At 57.3% G+C, this 24585-nt stretch carries 15 protein-coding genes and 2 tRNA genes; 6 read left to right on the top strand and 11 right to left on the bottom strand.

Annotation, left to right across the window (positions count from 1 at the left end):
• Positions 1-175: 175 nt before the first annotated feature.
• The 3 genes from galU to rssA all read right to left on the bottom strand — a co-directional run bounded on the left by galU (position 176) and on the right by rssA (position 3286).
• Positions 176-1081, bottom strand: coding sequence for a UTP--glucose-1-phosphate uridylyltransferase GalU (galU, locus tag ACOTYH_RS07510; protein WP_003856723.1), 906 nt, complete (start codon positions 1079-1081; stop codon positions 176-178).
• 199 nt (positions 1082-1280) lie between these two features.
• On the bottom strand, positions 1281-2294 hold the full coding sequence (rssB, locus tag ACOTYH_RS07505) for a two-component system response regulator RssB (protein ID WP_421637649.1): 1014 nt from the start codon (positions 2292-2294) through the stop codon (positions 1281-1283).
• A gap of 89 nt (positions 2295-2383) precedes the next feature.
• Positions 2384-3286, bottom strand: coding sequence for a patatin-like phospholipase RssA (gene rssA / locus ACOTYH_RS07500; RefSeq protein ID WP_032653830.1), 903 nt, complete (start codon positions 3284-3286; stop codon positions 2384-2386).
• Positions 3287-3399: 113 nt separating this feature from the next.
• Here rssA and ACOTYH_RS07495 point away from each other — a divergent pair, with 113 nt between their 5' ends.
• From ACOTYH_RS07495 to ACOTYH_RS07480, 4 genes are all read left to right on the top strand, one after another.
• Complete coding sequence (locus ACOTYH_RS07495; protein ID WP_026094296.1) at positions 3400-3864, top strand: YchJ family protein; 465 nt, start codon at positions 3400-3402, stop codon at positions 3862-3864.
• Positions 3865-3905: 41 nt separating this feature from the next.
• Entirely contained in the window at positions 3906-4748 is an 843-nt protein-coding gene (purU, locus tag ACOTYH_RS07490) for a formyltetrahydrofolate deformylase (RefSeq protein WP_003856715.1), read from the top strand.
• Between the two features lie 157 nt (positions 4749-4905).
• Positions 4906-4990, top strand: a tRNA-Tyr gene (locus tag ACOTYH_RS07485).
• 34 nt (positions 4991-5024) lie between these two features.
• A tRNA-Tyr gene (locus tag ACOTYH_RS07480) sits at positions 5025-5109 on the top strand.
• A 225-nt stretch (positions 5110-5334) separates the two neighbouring features.
• On the opposite strand, the gene narI is transcribed toward ACOTYH_RS07480, so the two are convergent.
• The 5 genes from narI to ACOTYH_RS07455 all read right to left on the bottom strand — a co-directional run bounded on the left by narI (position 5335) and on the right by ACOTYH_RS07455 (position 13773).
• Positions 5335-6012 carry a respiratory nitrate reductase subunit gamma gene (gene narI, locus ACOTYH_RS07475; RefSeq protein WP_017384241.1) on the bottom strand — a complete coding sequence of 226 codons (678 nt, stop codon included), beginning with the start codon at positions 6010-6012 and terminating at the stop codon, positions 5335-5337.
• Positions 6012-6722 (bottom strand): nitrate reductase molybdenum cofactor assembly chaperone, encoded by a 711-nt coding sequence (gene narJ, locus ACOTYH_RS07470; RefSeq protein ID WP_022651366.1) that lies wholly within the window; start codon positions 6720-6722, stop codon positions 6012-6014. The genes narI and narJ overlap by 1 nt, the downstream gene beginning before the upstream one ends.
• The gene (gene narH / locus ACOTYH_RS07465) at positions 6719-8254 is read right to left on the bottom strand and encodes a nitrate reductase subunit beta (protein ID WP_017384243.1); all 1536 of its coding nucleotides are present in this window, start codon (positions 8252-8254) and stop codon (positions 6719-6721) included. Before narH ends, narJ begins: the two co-directional genes overlap by 4 nt.
• A complete protein-coding gene (locus ACOTYH_RS07460; RefSeq protein WP_032669675.1) occupies positions 8251-11994 on the bottom strand; it encodes a nitrate reductase subunit alpha in 3744 nt (1247 codons plus the stop codon). The genes narH and ACOTYH_RS07460 overlap by 4 nt, the downstream gene beginning before the upstream one ends.
• 381 nt (positions 11995-12375) lie before the next feature.
• On the bottom strand, positions 12376-13773 hold the full coding sequence (locus ACOTYH_RS07455; RefSeq protein WP_017693303.1) for a NarK family nitrate/nitrite MFS transporter: 1398 nt from the start codon (positions 13771-13773) through the stop codon (positions 12376-12378).
• A gap of 309 nt (positions 13774-14082) precedes the next feature.
• Between ACOTYH_RS07455 and narX the strand changes: the two genes are divergently transcribed.
• Positions 14083-15879, top strand: coding sequence for a nitrate/nitrite two-component system sensor histidine kinase NarX (narX, locus tag ACOTYH_RS07450; RefSeq protein WP_032669674.1), 1797 nt, complete (start codon positions 14083-14085; stop codon positions 15877-15879).
• The gene (narL, locus tag ACOTYH_RS07445) at positions 15872-16522 is read left to right on the top strand and encodes a two-component system response regulator NarL (RefSeq protein WP_003856701.1); all 651 of its coding nucleotides are present in this window, start codon (positions 15872-15874) and stop codon (positions 16520-16522) included. Before narX ends, narL begins: the two co-directional genes overlap by 8 nt.
• A gap of 1 nt (position 16523) precedes the next feature.
• On the opposite strand, the gene ACOTYH_RS07440 is transcribed toward narL, so the two are convergent.
• The 3 genes from ACOTYH_RS07440 to nirB form a co-directional block, all read right to left on the bottom strand.
• Entirely contained in the window at positions 16524-17942 is a 1419-nt protein-coding gene (locus tag ACOTYH_RS07440) for a YchO/YchP family invasin (protein WP_421637648.1), read from the bottom strand.
• A gap of 174 nt (positions 17943-18116) precedes the next feature.
• The gene (locus tag ACOTYH_RS07435; RefSeq protein WP_421637647.1) at positions 18117-20594 is read right to left on the bottom strand and encodes a molybdopterin-dependent oxidoreductase; all 2478 of its coding nucleotides are present in this window, start codon (positions 20592-20594) and stop codon (positions 18117-18119) included.
• Positions 20591-24577 carry a nitrite reductase large subunit NirB gene (gene nirB / locus ACOTYH_RS07430; protein WP_421637646.1) on the bottom strand — a complete coding sequence of 1329 codons (3987 nt, stop codon included), beginning with the start codon at positions 24575-24577 and terminating at the stop codon, positions 20591-20593. The genes ACOTYH_RS07435 and nirB overlap by 4 nt, the downstream gene beginning before the upstream one ends.
• Positions 24578-24585: the final 8 nt, after the last annotated feature.

The following is a 24585-nucleotide window of genomic DNA, read 5'->3' as shown; positions in this document are numbered from 1 at the left end:
TAATGCGGGATTTTTTATGCCTGTAATATTCGCCCGAACATCTCCTTACATTCTGTCATATTGTGAGGCTCCCTATTTAACGTCCTTGACAATCCCCCGCCAATTACGGAGCGACAGGCATAAAAAAACCGGTGGACATCGCTCCACCGGTCTTGTTCACTGGGCTGTGAGTTTATTACTTAATACCCACGCTACCTTTGAGCCAGGCTTTAAATTCTTCACCCAGGCTGTTATGGCGAATACCATATTCGACGAATGCCTGCATATAACCGAGCTTATTCCCGCAGTCATGGCTCTTACCTTTCATATGGTAGGCTTCCACGGTCTCTTTCTCGATCAGCATATCGATAGCATCCGTCAGCTGGATTTCATCGCCCGCACCCGGAGGCGTTTTCGCCAGCAGAGCCCAAATTTCAGCACTGAGGACGTAACGACCAACGACAGCAAGGTTAGACGGCGCGACGTCCGCTTTAGGTTTTTCAACAACGCCAACCATCGGTACGCTTTCGCCAGGTTGCAGGTCAACGCCTTTGCAGTCAACCACGCCGTAAGCGGTCACGTCGTCGACTGGCTCAACCATAATCTGGCTGCTGCCGGTTTCGTCGAAGCGTTTAATCATTTCCGCCAGGTTTTCCTGAGAAAGATCGGACTCGTACTCATCAAGAATCACGTCAGGCAGAATAACCGCGACCGGCTCATCACCCACTACCGGGTGTGCACACAATACTGCGTGCCCCAGGCCTTTCGCCAGGCCCTGACGAACCTGCATAATGGTAACGTGTGGAGGGCAAATAGACTGCACTTCCTCCAGCAGCTGGCGCTTAACGCGTTTTTCCAGCATTGCTTCGAGTTCGAAACTGGTATCGAAATGGTTTTCGATAGAGTTTTTAGATGAATGCGTCACCAGCACAATTTCGGTGATACCTGCTGCAATACATTCATTCACGACATACTGGATTAATGGCTTATCAACCAGAGGCAGCATCTCTTTTGGGATTGCCTTCGTCGCTGGCAACATCCTGGTACCCAATCCCGCCACCGGGATAACGGCCTTTCTGACTTTCGAATTAAGGGCAGCCATTGAAATTCTCCTGAACTGTTCAAGTTTTGAACTTTTATGCATTGAATAACGCGTTGAGTATACAGTCTCAGCCACTAATACGGGTCTGAAAAGAACGCGTTGCCGATCAATTAAGACAAATACGCATGAAACTTGCAGCGATAGTAGCACTGCCAGCAAAAACACAGGTAAAGCAATCTGAAAAATAAAATCTGACTGCTTACTCCGTGGACAACATTAAGCGTAACCGCCCTCCGGCACCCCAAATTTGGCACTGCCAGGAGGTGCAGCGATGGCTAATTTGATTAAAGTAAGTATTTCCCAGCGTACCCAACGGCACGCCGTTACTCACCTGAATATGGTGTTCGCCAGTATTCAGTGTGGCATTTAAACCCGCAGAGACCAGAATAAGGTTATTCAACCCGCTGTGATAATAGCCAACCAGAAGCGGGAACTGCCCCGGCAAATTGGCCTGGCGAAAAAGTTGGTTGACCTGTTTTAGTAAACTGCCTAACTCAGGAAGTCGTTGCCCCTGATGGGATAATTGTTCCTGTAGCAATCCATTAAACAGCGCACGGAGTAATAAGGCCGCCAGAACGCCGTTATCTCCCGCCCGGGTAACATCCAGGCAATAAAAAGCGAGGTCAGAATCTGATAACGGCGCAATATCCAGCACCAGCCCAGGCTGGTCAGCCGCTACCAGCTGGCGATAATTTACTCTGCAATGAGAGATATTTTGCTGCACCGGCGGCTGAAGTTCCTGAAGCAGCTTCGCGGCCGCGAGCGGATTACTGACTAAAGCATCCCAGTCCTGGAAAAGACGTTCTTCTTCTTCCACCCGGGAATTAAACATATTGGGATACAGGCAGGCCAACACCGTTTCACGCAGACGGTTCAAATCTTTAACCGGTTTGAGCAGAATATCCTGCACACCTAAACGCAACGCCTTAGCAATATCCGCCATATTTTCGGTGGCCGAGATCACCAGTATCGGTGTCTGATAACCTTCATTACGCAGGTTTTCCACCAGCATTAATCCGTCCATGCGCGGCATCTCAAGGTCGCAGATCATCAGATCAGGCGCCATGCTGGCCATTTTTTCCAGTGCCTCGACGCCATCTTCGGCAAGGGACGTGGTTGCACCCAGTGAGGATAACCACGAATCCAGTAGCGATCGGAAAACGGGCTCGTCTTCAACTATCAAAATATGTTTTCCGGCCAATGGCTGTGTCATGGTTCCTCCCCTGGCTGACAGTTACTCAATAGTGGCATGCTATTGGTACTATCGCCTGTCAGATTTTGCTGAAGTAATCAAAAAAGTGCTCAACGTGCTGTACGCACAAAAGGCAACAGTTCATCTATTTTCTTTTCGACGGCTAACGAGCCCGCTGCTATGGCGGCCTCAGCCCGGTGGAAATCAAGGGTAGAGATTTGTGGACAATAGGGTTGAATAAGAATATCCGGAGGATCGCCAGCCATACGGTTTCGCTTCAGGCGATTCTCAAGGATTTGAATAGAGGTCGTCATGATTTCAATGGCGTTCGGCGCGGTCACCGCGCGACGGGCGGTCAGGCGCCCTATTCTGCCGCGTAATCGTGCATGCCAGGCAAGTTTCTCTTCTTCCGCGTCATCGCTCTGAAGATTAACCGGCATCAAATCTTGCTGCATAAGGTGTGCGTCGTGCTGTAAATCCACGGCAATAACGATATCCGCCCCCATGGCGCGGGTCAGAGAGATGGGTACAGGATTCACTACGCCCCCATCAACGAGCCAGTAGCCGTTGTGAGGCACAGGCGCCATTAACCCCGGCATGCTACAGGATGCGCGAACGGCGAGATGAATATCCCCTTCAGTGAGCCATAACTCCCTGCCCGTACTGAGGTTGGTTGCAACGGCACCGAAAGGCATTTGGCAGTGGCTGAAGTCAGCGAGGGGCATTATCTTACGAAACTGATTGAACACGCGTTCGCCGCGCAGCAGGCCGCCACGCTGCCAGGAGAGATCCATCAGGCGCAGCACATCCCAGTATCTGAAGGAGCGCACCCAGCTTTCAAGCTCCGGGAGCTTACCGCAGGCGTACGCGGATCCGACCAGCGACCCGATAGAACATCCTGCGACAATATCAACGTCAATCCCCATCTGGTTTAAGGTATTGATAACGCCAATATGTGACCAACCCCGGGCTGCACCTGAGCCCAACGCCAGTCCAATTTTTACCTTTCTCATTAGCCCTGTTTTACTTCCCCTGGATTCCTGACATAGCGTCAACGCACCTGCTCAGTTAACATATTGCTACCTTAAGCGTTTAACGCCTTATTTTTTGTTCCAGGAAGAGAATCGTGTCTCAACTCTGCCCCTGTGGTAGCGCTCTGGAGTATAGCCTATGTTGCCAGCGATATCTTTCTGGCGAGCAGGTTGCACCAGAGCCGTCACACCTTATGCGCTCGCGGTATACTGCTTTTGTGATCAAAAACGCAGACTACCTGATTAAAACCTGGCATCCGTCCTGCCATGCTGCCGATTTTCGCCAAGAGATTGAAGCCGGATTTGCCAACACCGTCTGGCTGGGCCTCACCGTCTTTGAAGCCGCTCCCGGCCGCGATGCCAACGAGGGCTATGTCAGTTTTGTCGCCCGCTTTAGCGAACAAAACAAACCCGGCGCCATCATTGAGCGCTCACGGTTCTTAAAGGACAGCGGGCAATGGTATTATATTGACGGCACACGTCCGCAATTCGGTCGTAACGATCCCTGCCCCTGTGGTTCAGGAAAAAAATTTAAAAAGTGTTGCGGCAGTAATGCCTGACAACTCAGACTTCGCAAATACATAAACAGGATTTCCCGGCGATGCAATCATTACAACGTAAAGTTCTGCGCACTATCTGTCCCGATCAAAAAGGGCTGATCGCACGAATTACCAACATTTGCTACAAGCATGAACTGAATATCGTGCAGAACAACGAGTTCGTTGACCACCGTACCGGTCGCTTCTTTATGCGTACCGAACTGGAAGGCATTTTCAACGACACAACCCTGCTTGCCGATCTGGACAGCGCCCTGCCGGAAGGCTCGGTGCGCGAGCTGAACCCGGCGGGCCGTCGCCGCATTGTCATTCTGGTCACCAAAGAGGCGCACTGCCTGGGCGATCTGCTGATGAAAGCCAACTACGGTGGCCTGGACGTAGAAATTGCCGCCGTCATTGGCAACCACGAAACGCTGCGTACGCTGGTAGAACGTTTCGACATTCCGTTTGAACTGGTCAGTCACGAAGGCCATACCCGTGAAGAGCACGACAACCTGATGGCAGCTGCGATTGAAGCGCATAACCCGGACTACGTGGTGCTGGCGAAATATATGCGCGTGCTGACGCCATCCTTTGTGGCACGCTTCCCGAACAAAATTATCAACATCCACCACTCCTTCTTGCCAGCCTTTATTGGCGCGCGTCCTTATCACCAGGCATACGAGCGTGGGGTGAAGATCATTGGCGCAACCGCGCACTACGTGAATGACAATCTGGACGAAGGTCCAATCATCATGCAGGACGTGATCCACGTGGATCACACCTATACGGCAGAAGATATGATGCGTGCTGGCCGTGACGTTGAGAAGAACGTACTGAGCCGTGCGCTGTATCAGGTACTTGCTCAGCGCGTCTTTGTGTACGGCAACAGAACGATTATTCTTTAATCCCTCGGAAAATGAATTGATTAGCTTTACGCCTTTACGGATAAAAAGCAGGCAAACAGCTTCATTTTCCTAAAGGAATGCTTTACAGGGGCGTCTCATTTGATATGATGCGCCCCGCTTCCAACAGGAAGCAGGCCAGTTAAAAGTATTACCCCGTGGTGGGGTTCCCGAGCGGCCAAAGGGAGCAGACTGTAAATCTGCCGTCATCGACTTCGAAGGTTCGAATCCTTCCCCCACCACCATCTCCAGCTTTACCTCAAAATATGAATTACCCCTGGTGGGGTTCCCGAGCGGCCAAAGGGAGCAGACTGTAAATCTGCCGTCATCGACTTCGAAGGTTCGAATCCTTCCCCCACCACCATCACTTCCAGATTCTTAAGCACTCACTCAAGCACAATGCTCCATATTTCTCGATGCCGGGAGTAATCCTTCCCTGCCTGTTTTCCCCGGTGGCGCTTCGCTTACCGGGGCTACGAATAGGGTCTGTAGGCCGGGTAAGGCGCAGCCGCCACCCGGCATCCGCACGCCCCCCTGGATCGGGGACAAAAAAAACCCCGCAAATGCGGGGTTGTATTAATACAGCGAATCAGCGACGAGCACGCACAACCTGATATTTACGCGTCAGGTACTCCACCGGCGCACTCCAGATGTGCACCAGGCGAGAGAACGGGAACAGCACAAACAGGGTCATACCCAGCACCAGGTGAACGCGGAAGATAAACGCCACGCCGTCCAGATGCTCAGAAGCGCCCCCGCGGAAGGTCACGACAGACTGCGCCCATCCAACCAGCTTCATCATCTCGCTGCCGTCCATATGCTGCGCAGAGAATGGAATGGTCAGCAGACCAAGCGCACACTGCACCATCAGCAGGGAGAGGATCAGGATGTCCGCTCCGGTCGTGGTAGCCCGCACGCGTGGGCTGAACAGACGTCGTTTCAGCAGCAGCAGACCACCCACCAGGGTCATCACGCCACAGGCGCCGCCGGCAATCATCGCCATCTTCTGCTTCACGTCAATCGGCAGCCACGCTTCGTACATCCAGTGCGGGGTCAGCATCCCCAGGAAGTGGCCGGCGAAAATTCCCAAAATCCCGATGTGGAACAGGTTTGACGCCAGGTTCATCCCTTTACGATCCAGCATCTGGCTGGAGGCAGCACGCCAGGTGTACTGGCCATAGTCATAACGCAGCCAGCTTCCCACCAGGAACACGGTGCCCGCGATATACGGGTAAATGTCAAAGAAGAACATATTCAGGAAGTGCATTAGTGCTGTCCTCCGTTAGAGATATTCAAATATTGCGGAGCCACCGCTCCGGCAAAACGACGCTGATGCGCGGAGATTTCAGATTCGCCACAGCTCTGGTCAGCAAAGAATTTCACCTGCTCCTCTTCCCAGACGGCATCCAGTGCTTGTGGGGTATCGTCACGGGCTTCATCCGCAATTTTTTCCGCCACTTTTTGACTGTCAACCGAGGCGTTAGCCAGTTTCACCAGCAGGTCGAACAGGACTGCATAGCTGCTCTCACGTTGCTGGAGACGCGCGCCGAGTAACGCCAGAATAGGAGCAATGTCCTGCAACCCGCCCAGCGCTTCCTCTTTCGGCAACTGCGCCAGATATTCCAGATACAGCGGCAGGTGATCCGGCAGCTCGCGGCTGTCGAGTTGCAAACCGTGCTGCTCGTACTGGGCCATCAGATCCACCATCGCCTGACCACGGTCGCGGGATTCACCGTGAACGTGTTCGAACAGCAGCAGAGACGTGGCACGGCCCCGGTCAAACAGCTGGCTGTAGTCCGCCTGCGCATCAAGAAGATCGCGTGCCAGCAGATCGCGGAGGAAAACGCCCAGCTTCTGGGCATCCTCTTTATCCAGGTTTTCAGATGACGCGAGTGCATCAAAGAGTTCCTGTTGATGCTGCACAAGCGCAGCATCAGGGTACTCGAGCAGACGCGAAACAATGACGAGTTCAATCATTGGTGCGGCTCCGTTTTGCTGGTCACATCCATCGCGTCAATGCGGCGGCTGTTGAACAGGTTGAATTTGCTGTCTGACCCGTGGCAACCGTCGCCAAAGGTAAAGCCACACCCACTTTTCTCCGGGAAGGCCTCGCGAGCCAGTTCACGGTGGCTGCTCGGCACCACGAAACGATCTTCGTAGTTAGCGATTGCCAGATAGCGGTACATCTCCTGCGCCTGCGCTTCGGTCAGACCAACCTCCTCCAGCGCGCGGGTATCGTTAACGCCGTCAACGGTTTCGGCACGTTTGAAGTGACGCATCGCCAGCATACGTTTCAGCGCCAGCAGTACCGGCTGGGTATCCCCTGCGGTGAGCAGGTTGGCCAGATACTGAACCGGGATACGCAGGCTTTCCACGTCCGGCAGAATGCCGTTGCTGCCCAGCTCACCCGCGTCCGCCGCAGACTGAATCGGCGACAGCGGCGGCACGTACCAGACCATCGGCAGCGTGCGGTATTCCGGATGCAGCGGCAGGGCCAGCTTCCAGTCCATCGCCATTTTGTACACCGGAGACTGCTGCGCGGCGTCGATTACGCTCTGCGGAATACCGTCTTTCAGCGCCTGCTCAATAACCTTTGGATCGTTTGGATCGAGGAAGACGTCCAGCTGACGCTGATACAGATCTTTCTCGTTCTCGGTGCTTGCGGCATTTTCAATCGCGTCCGCGTCGTACAGCAGCACGCCGAGGTAGCGGATACGACCTACGCAGCTTTCTGAGCAGACTGTCGGCATACCGGCTTCGATACGCGGGTAGCAGAAGATGCACTTCTCAGACTTACCGCTCTTCCAGTTGAAGTAGATTTTTTTGTACGGGCAGCCGGTGATGCACATACGCCAGCCGCGGCACTTGTCCTGGTCGATCAGCACAATGCCATCTTCTTCACGCTTGTAGATGGCGCCGCTTGGGCAGGTCGCCACACACGCCGGGTTAAGGCAGTGTTCGCACAGGCGCGGCAGGTACATCATGAAGGTGTTTTCGAACTGGCCGTACATCGCCTTCTGCATGTTCTCGAAGTTCTGGTCTTTGGCGCGTTTTTCAAACTCGCCGCCCAGAATCTCTTCCCAGTTTGGACCGCTGGTAATTTTGTCCATGCGCTGGCCGGTGATCAGCGAGCGAGGACGGGCGATCGGCTGGTGTTTGCTTTCCGGCGCGTTGTGCAGGTTCTGGTAGTCGTAATCAAACGGCTCGTAGTAATCATCAATGCCCGGCAGATGCGGGTTAGCGAAGATTTTTCCCAGCAACATGGCACGGTTACCCATGCGCGGTTGCAGTTTGCCGTTGATTTTACGGATCCAGCCGCCCTTCCACTTCTCCTGGTTTTCCCAGTCGGTCGGGAAGCCGGTGCCCGGCTTACTTTCCACGTTGTTGAACCAGGCGTACTCCATACCTTCACGGCTGGTCCAGACGTTTTTACAGGTGACTGAGCAGGTATGACAGCCGATGCATTTATCCAGATTCAGCACCATGCCGACTTGTGAACGAATTTTCATTTTACGCTCTCCTGTACCTGGTCATTACCTTCGCCATCTAACCAGTTAATATTCTTCATCTTACGTACCACCACGAACTCATCGCGGTTCGATCCTACGGTGCCGTAGTAGTTAAAGCCGTAGGCCAGCTGGGCATAACCACCGATCATGTGGGTCGGCTTCGGCGTAATACGGGTCACGGAGTTGTGAATACCGCCGCGCTGCTCGGTGATCTCAGACCCCGGCAGGTTAACGATACGTTCCTGCGCGTGGTACATCATGGTCATCCCGGCCGGTACACGCTGGCTCACCACCGCTCGTGCCGTCAGGGCGCCGTTGCTGTTGAACACTTCGATCCAGTCGTTATCTTCGATACCCAGATCTTTGGCGTCCGCTTCGCTCATCCAGACGATTGGCCCCCCGCGCGACAGGGTCAGCATCAGCAGGTTGTCGCTGTAGGTGGAGTGGATACCCCACTTCTGGTGCGGCGTCAGGAAGTTCAGCGCCTTCTCAGGGTTACCGTTCGATTTCGCGCCCATCACCGCTTTCACGGAGCGGGTGTCGATTGGCGGACGGTAAACCAGCAGGCTTTCACCGAAGTCACGCATCCACTGGTGATCCTGATACAGAGACTGACGGCCAGAAAGCGTGCGCCATGGGATCAGCTCGTGAACGTTGGTGTATCCGGCGTTATAGGACACATGTTCATCTTCGAGGCCAGACCAGGTCGGGCTGGAGATAATCTTGCGCGGCTGGGCCTGAATATCGCGGAAGCGGATTTTCTCTTCCTCTTTATTCTTCGCCAGGTGCGTGTGGTCACGACCGGTAAACTCGCTCAGGGCCGCCCACGCTTTCACCGCCACGTGGCCGTTGGTTTCCGGGGCCAGGGTCAGGATCATCTCTGCCGCATCAATTGCCGTGTTCAGCATCGGCTGGCCTTTCGCCGGGCCGTCTGCTTTGGTGTAATTGAGCTTGCGCAGCAAATCCATTTCGCTCTGGGTGTTCCAGGCGATGCCTTTACCGCCGTTACCGATCTTCTCCATCAGCGGGCCGATAGAGGTAAAGCGTTCGTAAGTTGCCGGGTAATCACGTTCAACCGGAATAATGTGCGGCGCGGTTACGCCCGGGATCAGATCGCACTCGCCTTTTTTCCAGTCCTTCACGTCCAGCGGCTGAGCCAGTTCGGCAGCGGAGTCGTGCTGGATTGGCAGCGTCACCACGTCGGTCTCTTTGCCCAGGTGCCCTACACAGACTTCAGAGAATTTCTTCGCGATGTCTTTGTAAATTTCCCAGTCGCTTTTTGATTCCCACGCCGGGTCAACGGCCGCAGACAGCGGATGAATAAACGGATGCATATCCGACGTATTCATGTCGTCTTTTTCGTACCAGGTGGCAGTAGGCAGCACGATGTCGGAGTACAGGCAGGTACTGGACAGACGGAAGTCCAGCGTCACCACCAGATCCAGCTTGCCGTCGAGACCGTTGTCTTTCCACTCCACTTCTTCCGGCTTCACGCCGCCCTGCTTGCCGAGATCTTTACCCTGAATACCGTTTTCGGTACCGAGCAGGTATTTCAGCATGTACTCGTGGCCTTTACCGGACGAACCCAGCAGGTTTGAGCGCCAGATGAACAGGTTACGCGGATGGTTTTTACCGTTCTCCGGCTGTTCTGCCGCGAAGCGGATTGAGCCGTCTTTGAGGGATTTAACGGTGTAGTCCACCGGTGACATGCCCGCCTGCTTCGCCGCTTCCGCAATACGCAGCGGGTTCGTACCCAGCTGCGGCGCAGACGGCAGCCAGCCCATACGCTCAGCGCGCACGTTGAAGTCAATCAGGTGGCCGCTGTAGCGGGATTTATCCGCCATCGGCGACAGCAGTTCCTGGGCGGTAACCGTCTCGTAGCGCCACTGGCTGGAGTGGTTATAGAAGTAGGAGGTGCTGTTCATGTGACGGGCCGGACGCTGCCAGTCAAGGGCAAACGCCAGCGGTTGCCAGCCGGTCTGCGGACGCAGTTTTTCCTGGCCCACGTAGTGCGCCCAGCCGCCGCCGCTCTGCCCGACGCAGCCGCAGAAGATCAGCATGTTGATCAGGCCACGATAGTTCATATCGAGGTGATACCAGTGGTTCAGACCGGCACCGACGATGATCATGGAGCGACCGTGGGTTTTGTCGGCGTTTTCCGCAAATTCGCGGGCGATACGGGTGATCTGGGCGCGTGGCACACCGGTGATCTGCTCCGCCCAGGCTGGGGTATAAGCCTTCACGTCATCATAGCTGGTCGCGCAGTTTTCGTCGTTCAGGCCGCGCTCCAGGCCGTAGTTCGCCATGGTCAGATCGTAGACGGTAGTGACCAGAGCAGTAGAACCGTCCGCCAGTTGCAGGCGCTTCACCGGCAGCTTGTGCATCAGAACGTTTTGCAACTCAACCTTGTTGAAGTGCTCGGAACCTTCACCACCAAAGTACGGGAAGCCGACATCGGCGATCTCATCCTGGCTGCCCAGCATGCTGAGACGCAGCTCCGTCTCTTCACCCGTGGTGCCGTTACGCTGCTCCAGGTTCCATTTGCCTTTTTCGCCCCAGCGGAAGCCGATAGAACCGTTTGGCGCCACCAGCTCGCCGTTGCTGTTGCAGGCGACCGTTTTCCACTCCGGGTTGTTTTCCTGACCCAGCGCGTCCACCAGATCCGCGGCACGCAGCATACGGCCTGCGGCGTAATAGCCGTCACGCTCTTCGAGCATCACCAGCATTGGCATGTCGGTGTAGCGACGCACGTAATCGGTGAAATACTGGCTTGGCTTGTCGAGGTGGAATTCACGCAGCATGACGTGGCCCATCGCCAGCGCCATTGCGGCATCGGTACCCTGTTTCGGCGCCAGCCACAGGTCGCACAGTTTGGCGATTTCGGCGTAGTCCGGGGTCACGGCGACGGTTTTGGTCCCTTTGTAACGTACTTCGGTAAAGAAGTGCGCATCCGGGGTACGGGTCTGCGGAACGTTAGAGCCCCAGGCGATGATGTAGCTGGAGTTATACCAGTCGGCGGACTCCGGCACGTCGGTCTGCTCACCCCAGGTCTGTGGTGACGCTGGCGGCAGGTCGCAGTACCAGTCGTAGAAGCTCAGGCAGGTACCACCGATGAGTGACAGGTAGCGCGCGCCGGAGGCGTAAGAGACCATCGACATCGCCGGGATTGGCGAGAAGCCTGCCACACGGTCAGGACCGTAGGTTTTCACGGTGTAGACGTTGGAAGCCGCAATCAGCTCGTTCACCTCTTTCCAGGAAGAGCGAACGAAACCACCGCGACCACGCGCCTGCTTGAAGCTTTTCGCTTTGTCGGCATCTTCAATGATGGAGGCCCAGGCATCAACCGGATCGCTGTGCTGCACTTTCGCTTCACGCCACATTTTCATCAGGCGTTTACGCATCAGCGGGTATTTCAGACGGTTGGCGCTGTAGAGATACCAGGAGTAGCTGGCCCCACGCGGGCAGCCGCGCGGCTCGTGGTTCGGCATATCCGGACGGGTACGCGGATAATCGGTCTGCTGCATTTCCCAGGTCACCAGACCGTTTTTAACGAAAATCTTCCAGCTACATGAGCCAGTGCAGTTTACGCCGTGGGTAGAACGGACAACTTTGTCATGCTGCCAGCGTTGACGGTAACCGTCTTCCCAGTCCCGGTTGGTATCCAGAACCTGGCCGTGCCCATCGGCAAAAGTTTCACCCTTCTGTTTGAAGTAGCGAAACCGGTCCAAAAATTTGCTCATCGGGTATCTCCTGTGTGGAGCCTGTGGCTCTCTAAATCGACATTGCTGATTTGCAGCGAAGGTAACGCTATGAAAGATGGTGAGAATTGATAACGATCAAGACGAAGGGGGACTCTGAGGGGGGGTATTAGATCAAATACCACCAAAGCGGTAGCCGTTAATATTTTTTAACTTTATGATTTATATAGATATATTTTATTTATCGTACAATAAGCGAGGCAAAATTTAACATCTTAGGTATTAAGGGGTAGAAACACCTGTAAAGCGATGGCGATCACAGCGTTACCTGCGTATGACCACAGGAAAAGCTATTAGTATGTTGTAACTATTTAGCGATTAAAAAAAGCGCGGCACTCAGGCCGCGCAAACGGATAATCAAGCTTACTTGTTTTTCTTGGTATTACGGCCATATACCAGCCAGGTGATGACCACGCAGGCGATATAGAAGACGAGGAATATTTTCATCGCACCCGCCGGAGAGCCGGTCAGATCCAGTGAGATGCCGAACGCTTTTGGAATAAAGAAGCCGCCAATCGCGCCAATCGCAGAGATAAACCCAAGCGCCGCAGCGGTATCGGTGGCGGCTTCACGCATTGCCTGCTCGTCGCTCCCACCCTGCGCTTTGACGCGGTCCATGGTCAGCTTGCGGAAGATGACAGAGATCATCTGGAAAGTAGACGCACTGCCCAGCCCGGCGGTCAGGAACAGCACCATGAATACGCCGAAGAAGGCAAAGAAGTTACCCCCCTCACCACCCGCAGGCAGCGTCAGGAACAGCAGCGCACAGAAGATGGCCATCACAACAAAGTTCACCAGCGTAACGCGCGTTCCCCCCAGACGGTCGGAGATCATCCCGCCCAGCGAACGTGCCAGCGCGCCGATAAACGGACCGAAGAAGGCAAACTGAAGGATCTGCACGTCCGGGAACTGGGTTTTAGACAGCATGGCAAAGCCTGCTGAGAAACCGATGAACGAGCCGAAGGTCGCCAGATACAGCAGCGCCATCACCCACAGGTGGCCACGCTTCAGCACTGGCAGCTGCTCGCTCAGTGACGCTTTGGACGCGGACAGATCGTTCATGAAGAACCACGCCGCCAGGGTAAAGACCACCAGGAACGGTACCCAAATCCAGGAGGCGTTTTGCAGGAACAGCACGGAACCGTCGGGCTGCGTCACACCGCCGCCGCCAAAGGCCGCAAAGATGGAGACAGAGATCGCCAGCGGGGCAATCAGCTGCATCACGCTCACGCCCATATTACCGAGGCCGCCGTTAATGCCCAGCGCACCACCCTGCTTCGCTTTCGGGAAGAAGAAGCTGATGTTTGCCATACTGGACGCAAAGTTCGCCCCCGCAAAACCGCACAGCAGAGAGATAATCACGAATACGCTAAACGGTGTGGAGGTATCCTGCACCGCAAAACCGAGCCACACGCACGGTACGATCATGATCCCGGTACTGAAAGCCGTCCAGCGACGACCACCAAAGACCGGCACCATAAACGCGTAAGGAACGCGCAGCAGTGCGCCTGAAAGCGACGGCAACGCGGTCAACATAAACAGCTGATCGGTGGTAAAGGTAAAGCCCACTTTTGGCAGGTTAACCGCAACCGCACTAAACAACATCCAGACGCAAAACGCCAGTAACAGACATGGAACGGAAATCCACAGATTACGACTTGCTACACGATGGCCGCGCTGTTGCCAGAACGCCGGATCCTCTGGACGCCAGTCTGTAATAACGGCACCAGTTTCCCTTTCGGGAGCGGAAGAGTGACTCATAGACACCTCTGATTCTCGAATGATGCTGCAAACATTAGGGCTTTAGGGCGGCGGTAAGTTGATATAAATCAAAGGAAAAGTGGGAGGTTTTGCGGCGAAAAAAAAGCCATCACTCTTAATGAGTAGATGCAAAACGTAAAAAAGGTGTGGTTTTTCACGGTGCTGACGCATCCCTGCTTCGTCCACCCACTAACCGTTACCCCTCTGGCAATTTAGAGGTAATCCTTTATTGGTATGGGTATACTCCAGGGTATGCACCAGAATAGCGCCATTCCTGCAATCAGGTCACGTCAGGAGCCCGGCAACTCTATGTTAAAAAGATGTTTATCTCCGCTGACGCTGGTTAACCAGCTGGCGCTTATTGTTCTGCTGTCCACCGCTATCGGCGTGACCGGCATGGCTATTTCTGGCTGGCTGGTACAGGGTGTACAGGGTAACGCGCATGCCATCAACGAGGCAGGCTCGCTACGTATGCAGAGTTACCGGCTGCTGGCGTCGGTGCCGCTGACGCAGGCTGACCAACCGCTTATCGACGAAATGGAGCGTACCGCATTCAGCCCTGAACTGGAAAGAGCCGCCATCCGTGACGGCCAGCAATCTCAGCTTAAGGCGCTTCAGGGCTACTGGCATACCCAGCTGGAGCCTGGGTTAAAGCGGGCGGAAGACCGGGAAACGGTCGCCCGGGACGTCGCCGGGTTTGTGTCACGCATCGATCATCTTGTCTCCTCATTCGATCGCACCACTGAGTTACGCATTGACCGTGTGGTGATGGTTCACCGCGCAATGGCGCTGTTTATGGGTTTGCTGCTGATTTTCACGGTTATCTGGCTACGCGCGCGGTTGCTTAATCCCTGGAAACAGCTCCTGGCGATGGCCCGCGCCGTCACACAGCGCGATTTTACCCAGCGCACGCACATCAGCGGGCGCAACGAAATGGCGATGCTCGGCGAGGCGCTCAACACCATGTCGGCAGAGCTATCAGAAAGCTACGCGGTACTGGAACAACGCGTCCAGGAGAAAACCGCCGGGCTTGAGCAGAAAAACGAGATCCTCTCTTTCCTCTGGCAGGCGAACCGTCGCCTGCATATGCAGGTCCCGCTTTGCGAACGTCTCTCGCCGGTACTGAACGGCCTGCAAAATCTGACTCTGCTCCGCGATCTTGAGCTTCGGGTTTACGACGTTGAAGATGAGGAAAACCATCAGGAATTTACCTGTCAGTCGGACATCTCCTGCGACGATAAAGGGTGTCATCTGTGCCCGCGCGGCTTGCCGCCGCTTACCACCAGCGGCACGACCCTCAAGTGGCGGCTGATGGACAGCCATACCCAGTACGGTATTTTGCTGGCCACCCTGCCCGCCGGACGTCACCTGAGCCACGACCAGCAGCAACTGGTCGATACGCTTGTTGAGCAGCTCACGGCCACGCTGGCGCTCGACCGCCACCAGGAGAAACAGCAGCAGCTGATCGTGATGGAGGAGCGTGCCACCATCGCCCGCGAGCTGCACGACTCCATCGCCCAGTCCCTCTCCTGCATGAAGATGCAGGTGAGCTGCCTGCAAATGCAGGATGAAGGCATGCCCGAGAGCAGCAAACAGCTGCTCAGCCAGATCCGCAACGAGCTTAACACCTCGTGGATTCAGCTTCGCGAGCTGCTGACCACCTTCCGTTTGCAGCTCACAGAGCCGGGGCTGCGTCCTGCGCTGGAATCCAGCTGTCAGGAGTTTAGCGCCCGGCTGGGCTTCCCGGTGAAGCTGGATTACCAGCTGCCACCGCGTTTTGTCCCCTCTCACCAGGCGATCCACTTGCTGCAAATTGCCCGCGAAGCCCTGAGCAACGTGCTCAAGCATGCCGAGGCGACGGCCGTCACGGTCACCGTCAGCTGCCAGGATAATCAGGTGAAGCTCAGGGTTCAGGATAACGGCCGCGGCGTGCCGGAAAATGCCGAACGAACGAACCACTATGGTTTAATTATTATGCGAGACCGCGCGCAAAGCCTGCGCGGTGATTGCCAGGTTCGCCGGGGAGAGTCAGGTGGCACCGAAGTTGTGGTCACCTTTATACCCGAAAAGCCCCTCATAACTGCTCAAGGAGAAAACCATGACTAATCAGGAACCGGCATCTATCCTGTTGATTGACGATCATCCGATGCTGCGCACTGGCGTTAAACAGCTTGTCAGCATGGCGCCAGATATCACCGTCGTCGGGGAAGCCAGCAACGGCGAACAGGGTATTGAACTTGCCGAATCGCTCGATCCTGATTTGATCTTGCTCGATCTCAACATGCCGGGCATGAATGGCCTGGAAACCCTCGACAAGCTGCGGGAGAAATCCCTCTCTGGCCGGGTGGTGGTCTTCAGCGTCTCAAACCATGAAGAAGACGTGGTCACCGCCCTCAAGCGAGGGGCAGACGGCTATCTGCTGAAAGATATGGAGCCGGAAGATCTGCTCAAGGCGCTGCAACAGGCTGCCGCAGGCGAGATGGTGCTGAGTGAAGCGTTAACGCCGGTACTGGCCGCCAGCCTGCGTGCGAACCGCGCCACGTCTGACCGCGACGTCAGCCAGTTGACCCCGCGCGAGCGTGACATTCTGAAGCTGATTGCCCAGGGGCTGCCGAACAAAATGATCGCCCGCCGTCTGGACATCACCGAGAGCACGGTCAAAGTGCATGTCAAACACATGCTGAAAAAAATGAAGTTAAAATCCCGCGTCGAAGCCGCCGTCTGGGTGCATCAGGAGCGCATTTTTTAACTTACTCATCCGGCAGCAACTTCCACCGTGGATCGTCGGCAGGCGTTGCGACGAGCGGTTGCACCACGGAAAGCGTGATCTCATTGGAGGAGACACGCTGCCCATCCTTATCTTCCACCACGGCCGTAAGCCGCCATGTATTTTTCGCCCCTTCCGAATCATCCCATGCAGGCATGATCACACTCCAGCCATCGCTGCTGTTGCCGTTTGCCGGTGAGGTCAGGCTGAGCGCCTGGGTATCACCCAGCCAGTGGATCTGCCGGATACCGTGCGTGCTGCGAATTTGCAGCTTCAGCATCACCGTTTCGCCTGGCTTAAGATCCCACGGCGGCGTGGCCAGATATACCGAGAGGGTTTTGCGCTGACGGAATTCCATCACGGGCAGATTATCGCGATCGGGTGAATCATAGCGGCTGCCCCGCAGCGAGCGCGTCGCCGCCACTTCCCCGGCGGAAAGCTGTTTCGCCAGCGGCACGCCAAAACGATAGTTGAGCTTCAGCCCGAGGTTATTCTGGCTAACGCCGCTCTCCCCCTGTTTATGGGCAGCCGTCAGGGTGACCAGCGGTACGGGGGTATAGTTCAGCCCCAGGTTGACCGCAACCGGGTTGTGATACCCCGTACCGCTGTTAAACAGATCGACGTTATCGCCAAAATACTGTTCAAAGCTGACGCTGGTGTTCAGGTGGTGAAACCAGGGAAGCCAGGCTTTGGCCGTTACGTCGTACCCGCGCGCCATGCGCTGCTCGCGGATGTCGGAACGCGGCTGCCAGCCAGCGAACGGCTGGTAGTAATTGGCCGACAGGCGCAGGTTTTCACCCCACGCCTCTGCGCCCAGTCCGGCACGTTGCAGGTTGTCTTCCAGCAGGTTGTCGTAAAAAGTGTTGTAGCCCAGCAGCCAGTTTCCGGCAACCCAGCGCTGACCTGCCCCGACGTTACTCACCAGCCCGTCTGTCTGCTGCGTCAGCCCAAGCTGGCTCCAGCTCAGATAGCGGGTGTTGTCGTTCCAGGGGATAAACCAGCTTCCGCTGCTGCCGTTAAAGTTGCCGTCGTCATCCACCAGCACATTGACGTTGGCGTTTCCCCAGGGTGAAAGCCAGGATTCAATCTGCTCGTTGACTTCCCCGCTCACGGCATCCCGCACCTTGCCAAACGCGAACTGTCGCGCCTGCTGCCCGGCCGTCAGGCCGTTATCGGTCATACTGGCTTCACCGAATGCCTTAGCCATTTCAGCCAGATGCTTTTCGCCTTCGCTGGTCGGTTGCGCCATGCCGAGATCCGGCAGACTATCGCCGTTGTTATCAAACGGATTTTGCGCCTGCTGCACGAAGGATTTCGGCGCACCATGAACGGCTCCAGCCGTAAAAAGGGGGAGTAACAGCAAAAAACGGATGCGGGACGATACAGCCTTCAACGTCGTCAATCAGAACCTGTGTTTATGAACAAACACTTATTATGTTAACGCCATAAGTCCTGAAAACCAGTCTTAAGAGAAATTTCAGGAATATCCTGAAAAGATTTGTCGGGTGGCGTCTTCGCCTTACCCGACCTACAAATTCGTACCGGTGCGAAGCCGCCACCCGACGCCCTTACACTATTATCCCAACAGCGCTTTCAGCTCCGGCACGCAGGAACCACAGTTCGTGCCGCAGCGCAGCTTCACGCCCAGCGCTGGGGCAGAATCACAGCCTCCGGCTATTGCCTTACGTATCGTATTTTCACCCACGCTGAAGCAGCTACAGATAATTCGCCCGGGATCGGCATCTTCGTCCGGCCGTTGCCCGTGCAGCAGCGCATGGCGTTCAGCAAGTTGGACGGGCGCAGCAGCAAAGGCTTCTTCAATAAACGCATGCGCCAGCGCCGGCAGCGTATGGCCCTCCCAGTAGCCCAGCATCAGCTCACCGTGATGCCAGGCGAGCACGCTGCTGCGTTCTCCCGTCTGTGCCACCTGTAACTGCCAGCCCCGACCGCTGGCGTACGCCATGATCCACGACAGCAACGGCTGCTCCCCCGCCACCGTCAGACGTGAGGCTTTACGCCACCAGCAGACCGACGGCGGCAGCGCTGGCAGCTCGCGGGCATACAGTTCACCCTGCCAGGCGGGTAGCCAGGGCAGGATCCTCACCGCGGTTTGTTTACTCTCCGGCTGGCCGGACCCGGCATCAACCCGCCCTTCCACCAGCGCATTGACCTTACCCTGGCGGGCAAATTGCGCGTTCCAGTGCATCGGCGCAAACAGCTCGCCTGCACGCTGCGCGGTGGAGATACGTACTCTGGCAACCATCACTCCGCGCGGGGAGCTTACCCGCGCCAGCTGGCCGTCAGTCAGCCCGGCGCGCGCCGCATCGGTTGCGTTCATCTCAACAAAAGGCTCATCGATATGCTGCATCAGACGCGGAACATACCCCGTGCGCGTCATGGTGTGCCACTGATCGCGGATCCGCCCGGTATTCAGTATCAAGGGGTACAATTCGTCGACGCCTGCCCCATGCGGGGAGGGGTCAACCGGAACAAGCGTTCTTTGCGGGAAATCACCGGCATGCCACTGATACGGCGCCAGCTCGTCCCACGCCTCTCGTGACAGCGACGCCAGTTCGCGCAGGTTTAGCGCCCGTTCGCCGTTATTTTCAAACGCCGTTAGCGCCGCATGTTCACAAAATATCTCCTGAGGGTGTTCCCAGGCGAAGGCATCGCCATAACCGAGCTGGTCTGCGATCCGGGCGATGATCCACCAGTCCGGTCTGGCCTCGCCCGGCGCAGGCAGAAAGGCGCGCTGGCGGGAGATACGGCGTTCTGAATTGGTCACCGTGCCGTTTTTCTCGCCCCAGCCCAGGGCGGGAAAACGGATATGGGCAAACCGGCTGGTGTCCGTCTCCTGCATCACCTCAGATACCATGACCAGCGGGCAGGCCGCCAGCGCCTGGCACACCGCGTGGCTGTCGGGAAGTGACACGGCAGGGTTGGTACCCATGATCCACACCGCCTTCACCTCGCCGCGGGCAATAGCGTCAAACAGTTCCACCGCCATCAGGCCCGGGGTCTGCGCCAGCCGTTCCGTTCCCCAGAAACGCGCCACGCGCGAGAGATCGTCCGGCTCGAAGTTCATGTGCGCCGCCAGCTGGTTCGCCAGTCCCCCCACTTCCCGCCCGCCCATGGCATTTGGCTGTCCGGTCAGCGAAAACGGGCCGCAGCCAGGACGGTTGAACTTCCCGCTGACAAGATGCACGTTAATGATGGCGTTGCACTTGTCGCTGCCGCTGGAGGACTGGTTGATCCCCATGGTGTAGAGCGTGATCGCGCGTGGCGCGGTGACAAACCAGTCGTAGAAGGTGCCAATCTCGTCTGAAGGCAGATCGCAAAACGCCGCCACGCGAGGGATCGGCCACTCGCCGCGCCCCTGAATCAGATTGAGCAACCCCACAAACAGCCCGGCGTCACTGCCGGGTCTGAGCGCGAGGTGGAGATCGGCGATATCGCAGGTGGCGGTTTTACGCGGATCGATCACGACCACTTTCATCTGCGGATTGTTGTGTTTTGCCTGCACCAGCCGCTGATACAGCACCGGATGCGTCCAGGCCGCGTTCGAGCCAACGAGTACCACCAGATCGCTGTTTTCCACGTCCTCGTAGCTGCACGGCACCACGTCTTCACCGAAGGCGCGTTTGTAGCCCACCACCGCCGATGACATGCACAGCCGCGAGTTGGTATCAATGTTCGCCGCCCCGATAAAGCCTTTCATCAGCTTGTTGGCGGCATAGTAATCCTCGGTCAACAGCTGGCCGGAGGCATAAAACGCCACCGCCTGCGGCCCCCATTCGTTGATAATGTTCCGCAGCCGCTCGCCCGCTTCGCCCAGCGCCTGCGGCCATGCCACCTCCCGGCCATCGACAACCGGGCGCAGCAGGCGTCCCTGTAGCCCCGTGGTTTCCCCAAGGGCAGATCCTTTTACGCACAGACGACCGAAATTCGCCGGATGAGTTTCATCCCCCCGAATGCTCACCTTTTCACCGTCTGCGCTGGCGACCACGCCGCAGCCCACCCCGCAGTAAGGGCACGTTGTCCGGGTTTCCGTCATGAGGCCTCCGCGCGCATCACCAGCTCTTCATTTCCAACCCACACCTTGCCGTTTTCGATTTTTACCGGCCAGGCACGCACCGCAGGCGCCCCGCTCTCAGCCTGACACCCGTCGCGCAGACGAATACGTTGCTTGTAGAGCGGCGAGATCACCACCGGTTCCCCCGCCGCATCGCCGAGGATGCCGCGTGAAAGCACGTTCGCGCGGCTGCCCGGCTCCTGATCGTCGAGGGCATAAACGGTTTTGCCAAAGCGGAACAGCGCAATCGGTTTGCGCCCAAGATGCGCGCCAATGCCCGCCTGCTCCGGGATCTCGTCGATATTACAAATTTCCTGCCAGCGCTTGTTCTCCTCCGCGGCGGGGACGTTCACCGCGGTGCGGAACAGCGCCAGGCGGTCAGGATCGTTAAGGGTGGTTTGCCATTCGCACTGGTAGGTCTCCACCACCCGGGCCATCTCCTGCTCCAGCTCGTGGGCGATCCCCAGGCTGTCGTTGAGGATCACCTCGCGTAGATAGTCGAGGCCGCCTTCCAGGTTATCCATCCAGGTACTGGTGCGTTGCAGACGATCTGCCGTGCGAATGTAGAACATCAGGAAACGGTCAACGGTGCGGATCAGCGTTTCGTCGTCCAGATCGCTGGCGAAGAGATCCGCGTGGCGCGGCTTCATCCCGCCGTTGCCGCACAGATAGAGGTTCCAGCCTTTGTCCGTGGCAATCACCCCTACGTCTTTGCTCTGCGCCTCTGCGCACTCACGGGTACAGCCGGAGACCGCCATTTTGATTTTGTGCGGCGCGCGCAGCCCCTTGTAGCGGTGCTCCAGCCTGACCGCGAGGCCGGTGGAATCCTGCACGCCGTAGCGGCACCAGGTCGACCCGACGCATGATTTCACCGTGCGCAGGGATTTCCCGTAAGCATGTCCGGTCTCAAACCCGGCCTCTACCAGCGCCTGCCAGATTTCCGGCAACTGTTCGAGCGTGGCGCCAAACAGGTCAATACGCTGCCCGCCGGTAATTTTGCTGTAAAGTCTATAGCGTTTCGCGATCTGGCCGATGGCGATCAGCCCGTCGGCGGTCACTTCACCCGCAGGCATCCGCGGGACGATGGAGTAGGTTCCGTCCTTCTGAATATTGGCGAAATAGCGGTCGTTGGTGTCCTGCAACGGCAGATGCGCCGGTTTCAGCAGATACTCGTTCCAGCAGGAAGCCAATACCGATCCCACCAGCGGCTTACAGATCTCGCACCCGTGCCCCTGACCGTAGCGGCTGATAAGCTGGTCGAAGGTGCGGATATGGTTGACGCGCACCAGGTGGTAAATCTCCTGACGCGAGTACGGGAAGTGTTCGCAGATATCCTTTTTCACCTCCACGCCCTGCGCTGCAAGCTGGAACTCCATCACCTGCTTCACCAGCGCGCTACAGCCTCCGCAGCCGGTCGCGGCTTTGGTGCACTGCTTAATGGCGCCGATATCCGTCGCACCCGCGCTTACCGCCTGGCAGATATCCCCTTTGCTGACGTTATGACACGAACAGATCTGCGCGCTTTCCGGCAGCGCCGCCACGCCCAGCGCTTTCGGCGCGCTGCCTGACGATACGGGTAAGATCAGCGTTTCCGGCTCTTTTGGCAGGCTGATGCCGTTGAGCATCATCTGCACCAGCGTGGCGTATTCGCTGGCATCGCCCACCAGCACGCCACCCAGCAGGGTTTTGCTGTCGTGGCTGACCACAATCTTTTTGTAGATTTGCTGCGGCCCGTGCGTCCACTGGTAGCTCAGCGCGCCCGGCGTGCGCCCGTGGGCATCGCCAAACGACGCCACATCCACGCCCAGCAACTTGAGTTTGGTACTCATATCTGCGCCGGTGAAGCGCTTCTCCTCACCCGCCAGCACAGCGGCGGCCACGCGCGCCATCTGGTAGCCCGGTGCCACCAGGCCAAAGATTTTCCCCTCCCACAGCGCGCATTCACCGATGGCAAGCACATCCGGATCGGAGGTCCGGCAGCCGTCGTCAATGCAGATCCCGCCGCGCTCGCCGACAGCCAGCCCGCTGCTGCGCGCCAGCGCGTCCTGCGGCCGAATACCAGCAGAGAAGACCACCATGTCCGTTTCCAGCTGTTCACCATCGGCAAAGCGCAGCACCAGCCCGTCGTCTGCGGTGGCAATCTCCGTCGTCGATTTACTGGTGTGTACCCCTACGCCCAGCGCCTCAATTTTCTTACGCAGCATTGCCGCGCCGTCGCTGTCGAGCTGCACCGCCATCAGGTTAGGCGCAAACTCCACCACGTGGGTTTCCAGCCCGAGCTGCTTAAGCGCATTCGCCGCCTCCAGCCCCAGCAGGCCGCCGCCAATCACCACACCGCGGCGAGAGCCTGCCGCATGGGCCGCAATGTTGTCCAGATCGTCGAGGGTGCGGTAGACAAAACAACCCGGCAGATCGTTGCCCGGAACGGGGGGTACGAACGGGTACGAGCCGGTCGCCAGCACCAGCTTGTCCCAGTGAGTCTCATGGCCACTGGCGGTACGCACTACGTGTGCATCACGATCGATAGCGACGATCTGCTGCGAGAGGCGCAGCTCAATGCCGTTATCGGCAAAGAACGCCCCCGCCACCAGCGAGAGCGAGTCCGCGCTGCGTCCGCCAAAATATTCCGACAGATGCACGCGGTCATAGGCCGCATAGCGCTCTTCGCCAAAAACAATAATCTGATATTGCTGATGCAAATTGCGGTTAACGCAGTCTTCGAGGAAATGATGGCCGACCATACCGTGCCCAACCACCACCAGAGTAGGTTTTGTCATAGCGTTCTGTCCTGCAACCTGCGGTTGCGTTGTGAAACGATCGAACAGCCAGTCCGCGTGGGCGGGCGCAGCCGTTGCCAGTAAATCGGTAAAGGTTGCCGCGCTGCGGCAGTCACCCATCAGCAGCACGCCAGCCAGCGCCCCCTGATGGATCAGTAAACGTCGATAGTGACGGGTCAGCGGGTCCCATGAACTCCAGACCACATCGTCCGCCTGCGCCGTCGCGCGTCCGAGGCTGAACAGCGCCACGCCGGTCACCTTAAGGCGCACGCCGTTGTCGGTCAGGGTAAACGGCGCGGTGACCTCCCCGGCCAGCCGCGCGGCAAGAATATCCGCCTGCGCCAGACAGGGGGCCACCAGGCCAAACGTCTGGCCGTCAATTTCGCAGCACTCGCCGATGGCGTAGATATCCGGCACGGAGGTTTGCATCTGCTGATCCACCACGATGCCGCGCGCGCAGCGAATGCCGCTGGCTTTTGCCAGCGCGACGTTGGGCTGCACGCCCGTGGCCAGCACCACGCGCGTGGCGGCGATGCGGCGTCCGTCGAGCAACGTCACGGCATCGTCAGCGATGGCCGTGATGCCGGAGGCGAGTTCACAGCGTACGCCCCGCTTCGCCAGCGCCTCGTCAAGCAGCAGTCCCGCCTGCTGATCCAGCTGCTGTTCCATCAGCCACGTGCCGCGATGGATAATCGTGACGTTGTCACCGTTTCGCGCCAGCGCTGCCGCTGCCTCCACGCCGAGTACGCCGCCGCCCAGCACTACCGCCGGCCCGGAGATATTCTGGATGGCGCGGGTCTCTGCCAGGGTGCGAAAGGTGAACACATGCGGTGCATCGCCGCCGGGGATCGGCGGCACTACAGGGGTAGACCCGGTGGCAAACACCAGCGCATCCCAGCCCAGCGTGCGAGCAGAGGTATGCACTTCACGCGCGTTGACGTCTACTGCGAGCGCCTTTTCTCCTCGCAGCACCGTCACGCCTCGTGCCGTGTACCAGTCTTCATCGTGCAGACAGATGTGCTCCGCCTGCTTTTCACCACCCAGCACCGGTGAAAGCTGGATGCGGTTGTACGCCTGCTCAGGCTCGTCACCGATGACGGTGACAGCGAAACGACCGGGAACACGCCCGGTGAGCGACGCAATCAGCCGGGTTGCCGCCATACCATTACCGATAATGACCAGTCGCATCGTGCCCC

The organism is Enterobacter cloacae complex sp. SHL001, from assembly GCF_049236825.1.
GTDB classification, from domain to species: domain Bacteria; phylum Pseudomonadota; class Gammaproteobacteria; order Enterobacterales; family Enterobacteriaceae; genus Enterobacter; species Enterobacter hormaechei_C.
This window is presented reverse-complemented; position numbering and strand designations above follow the sequence as displayed.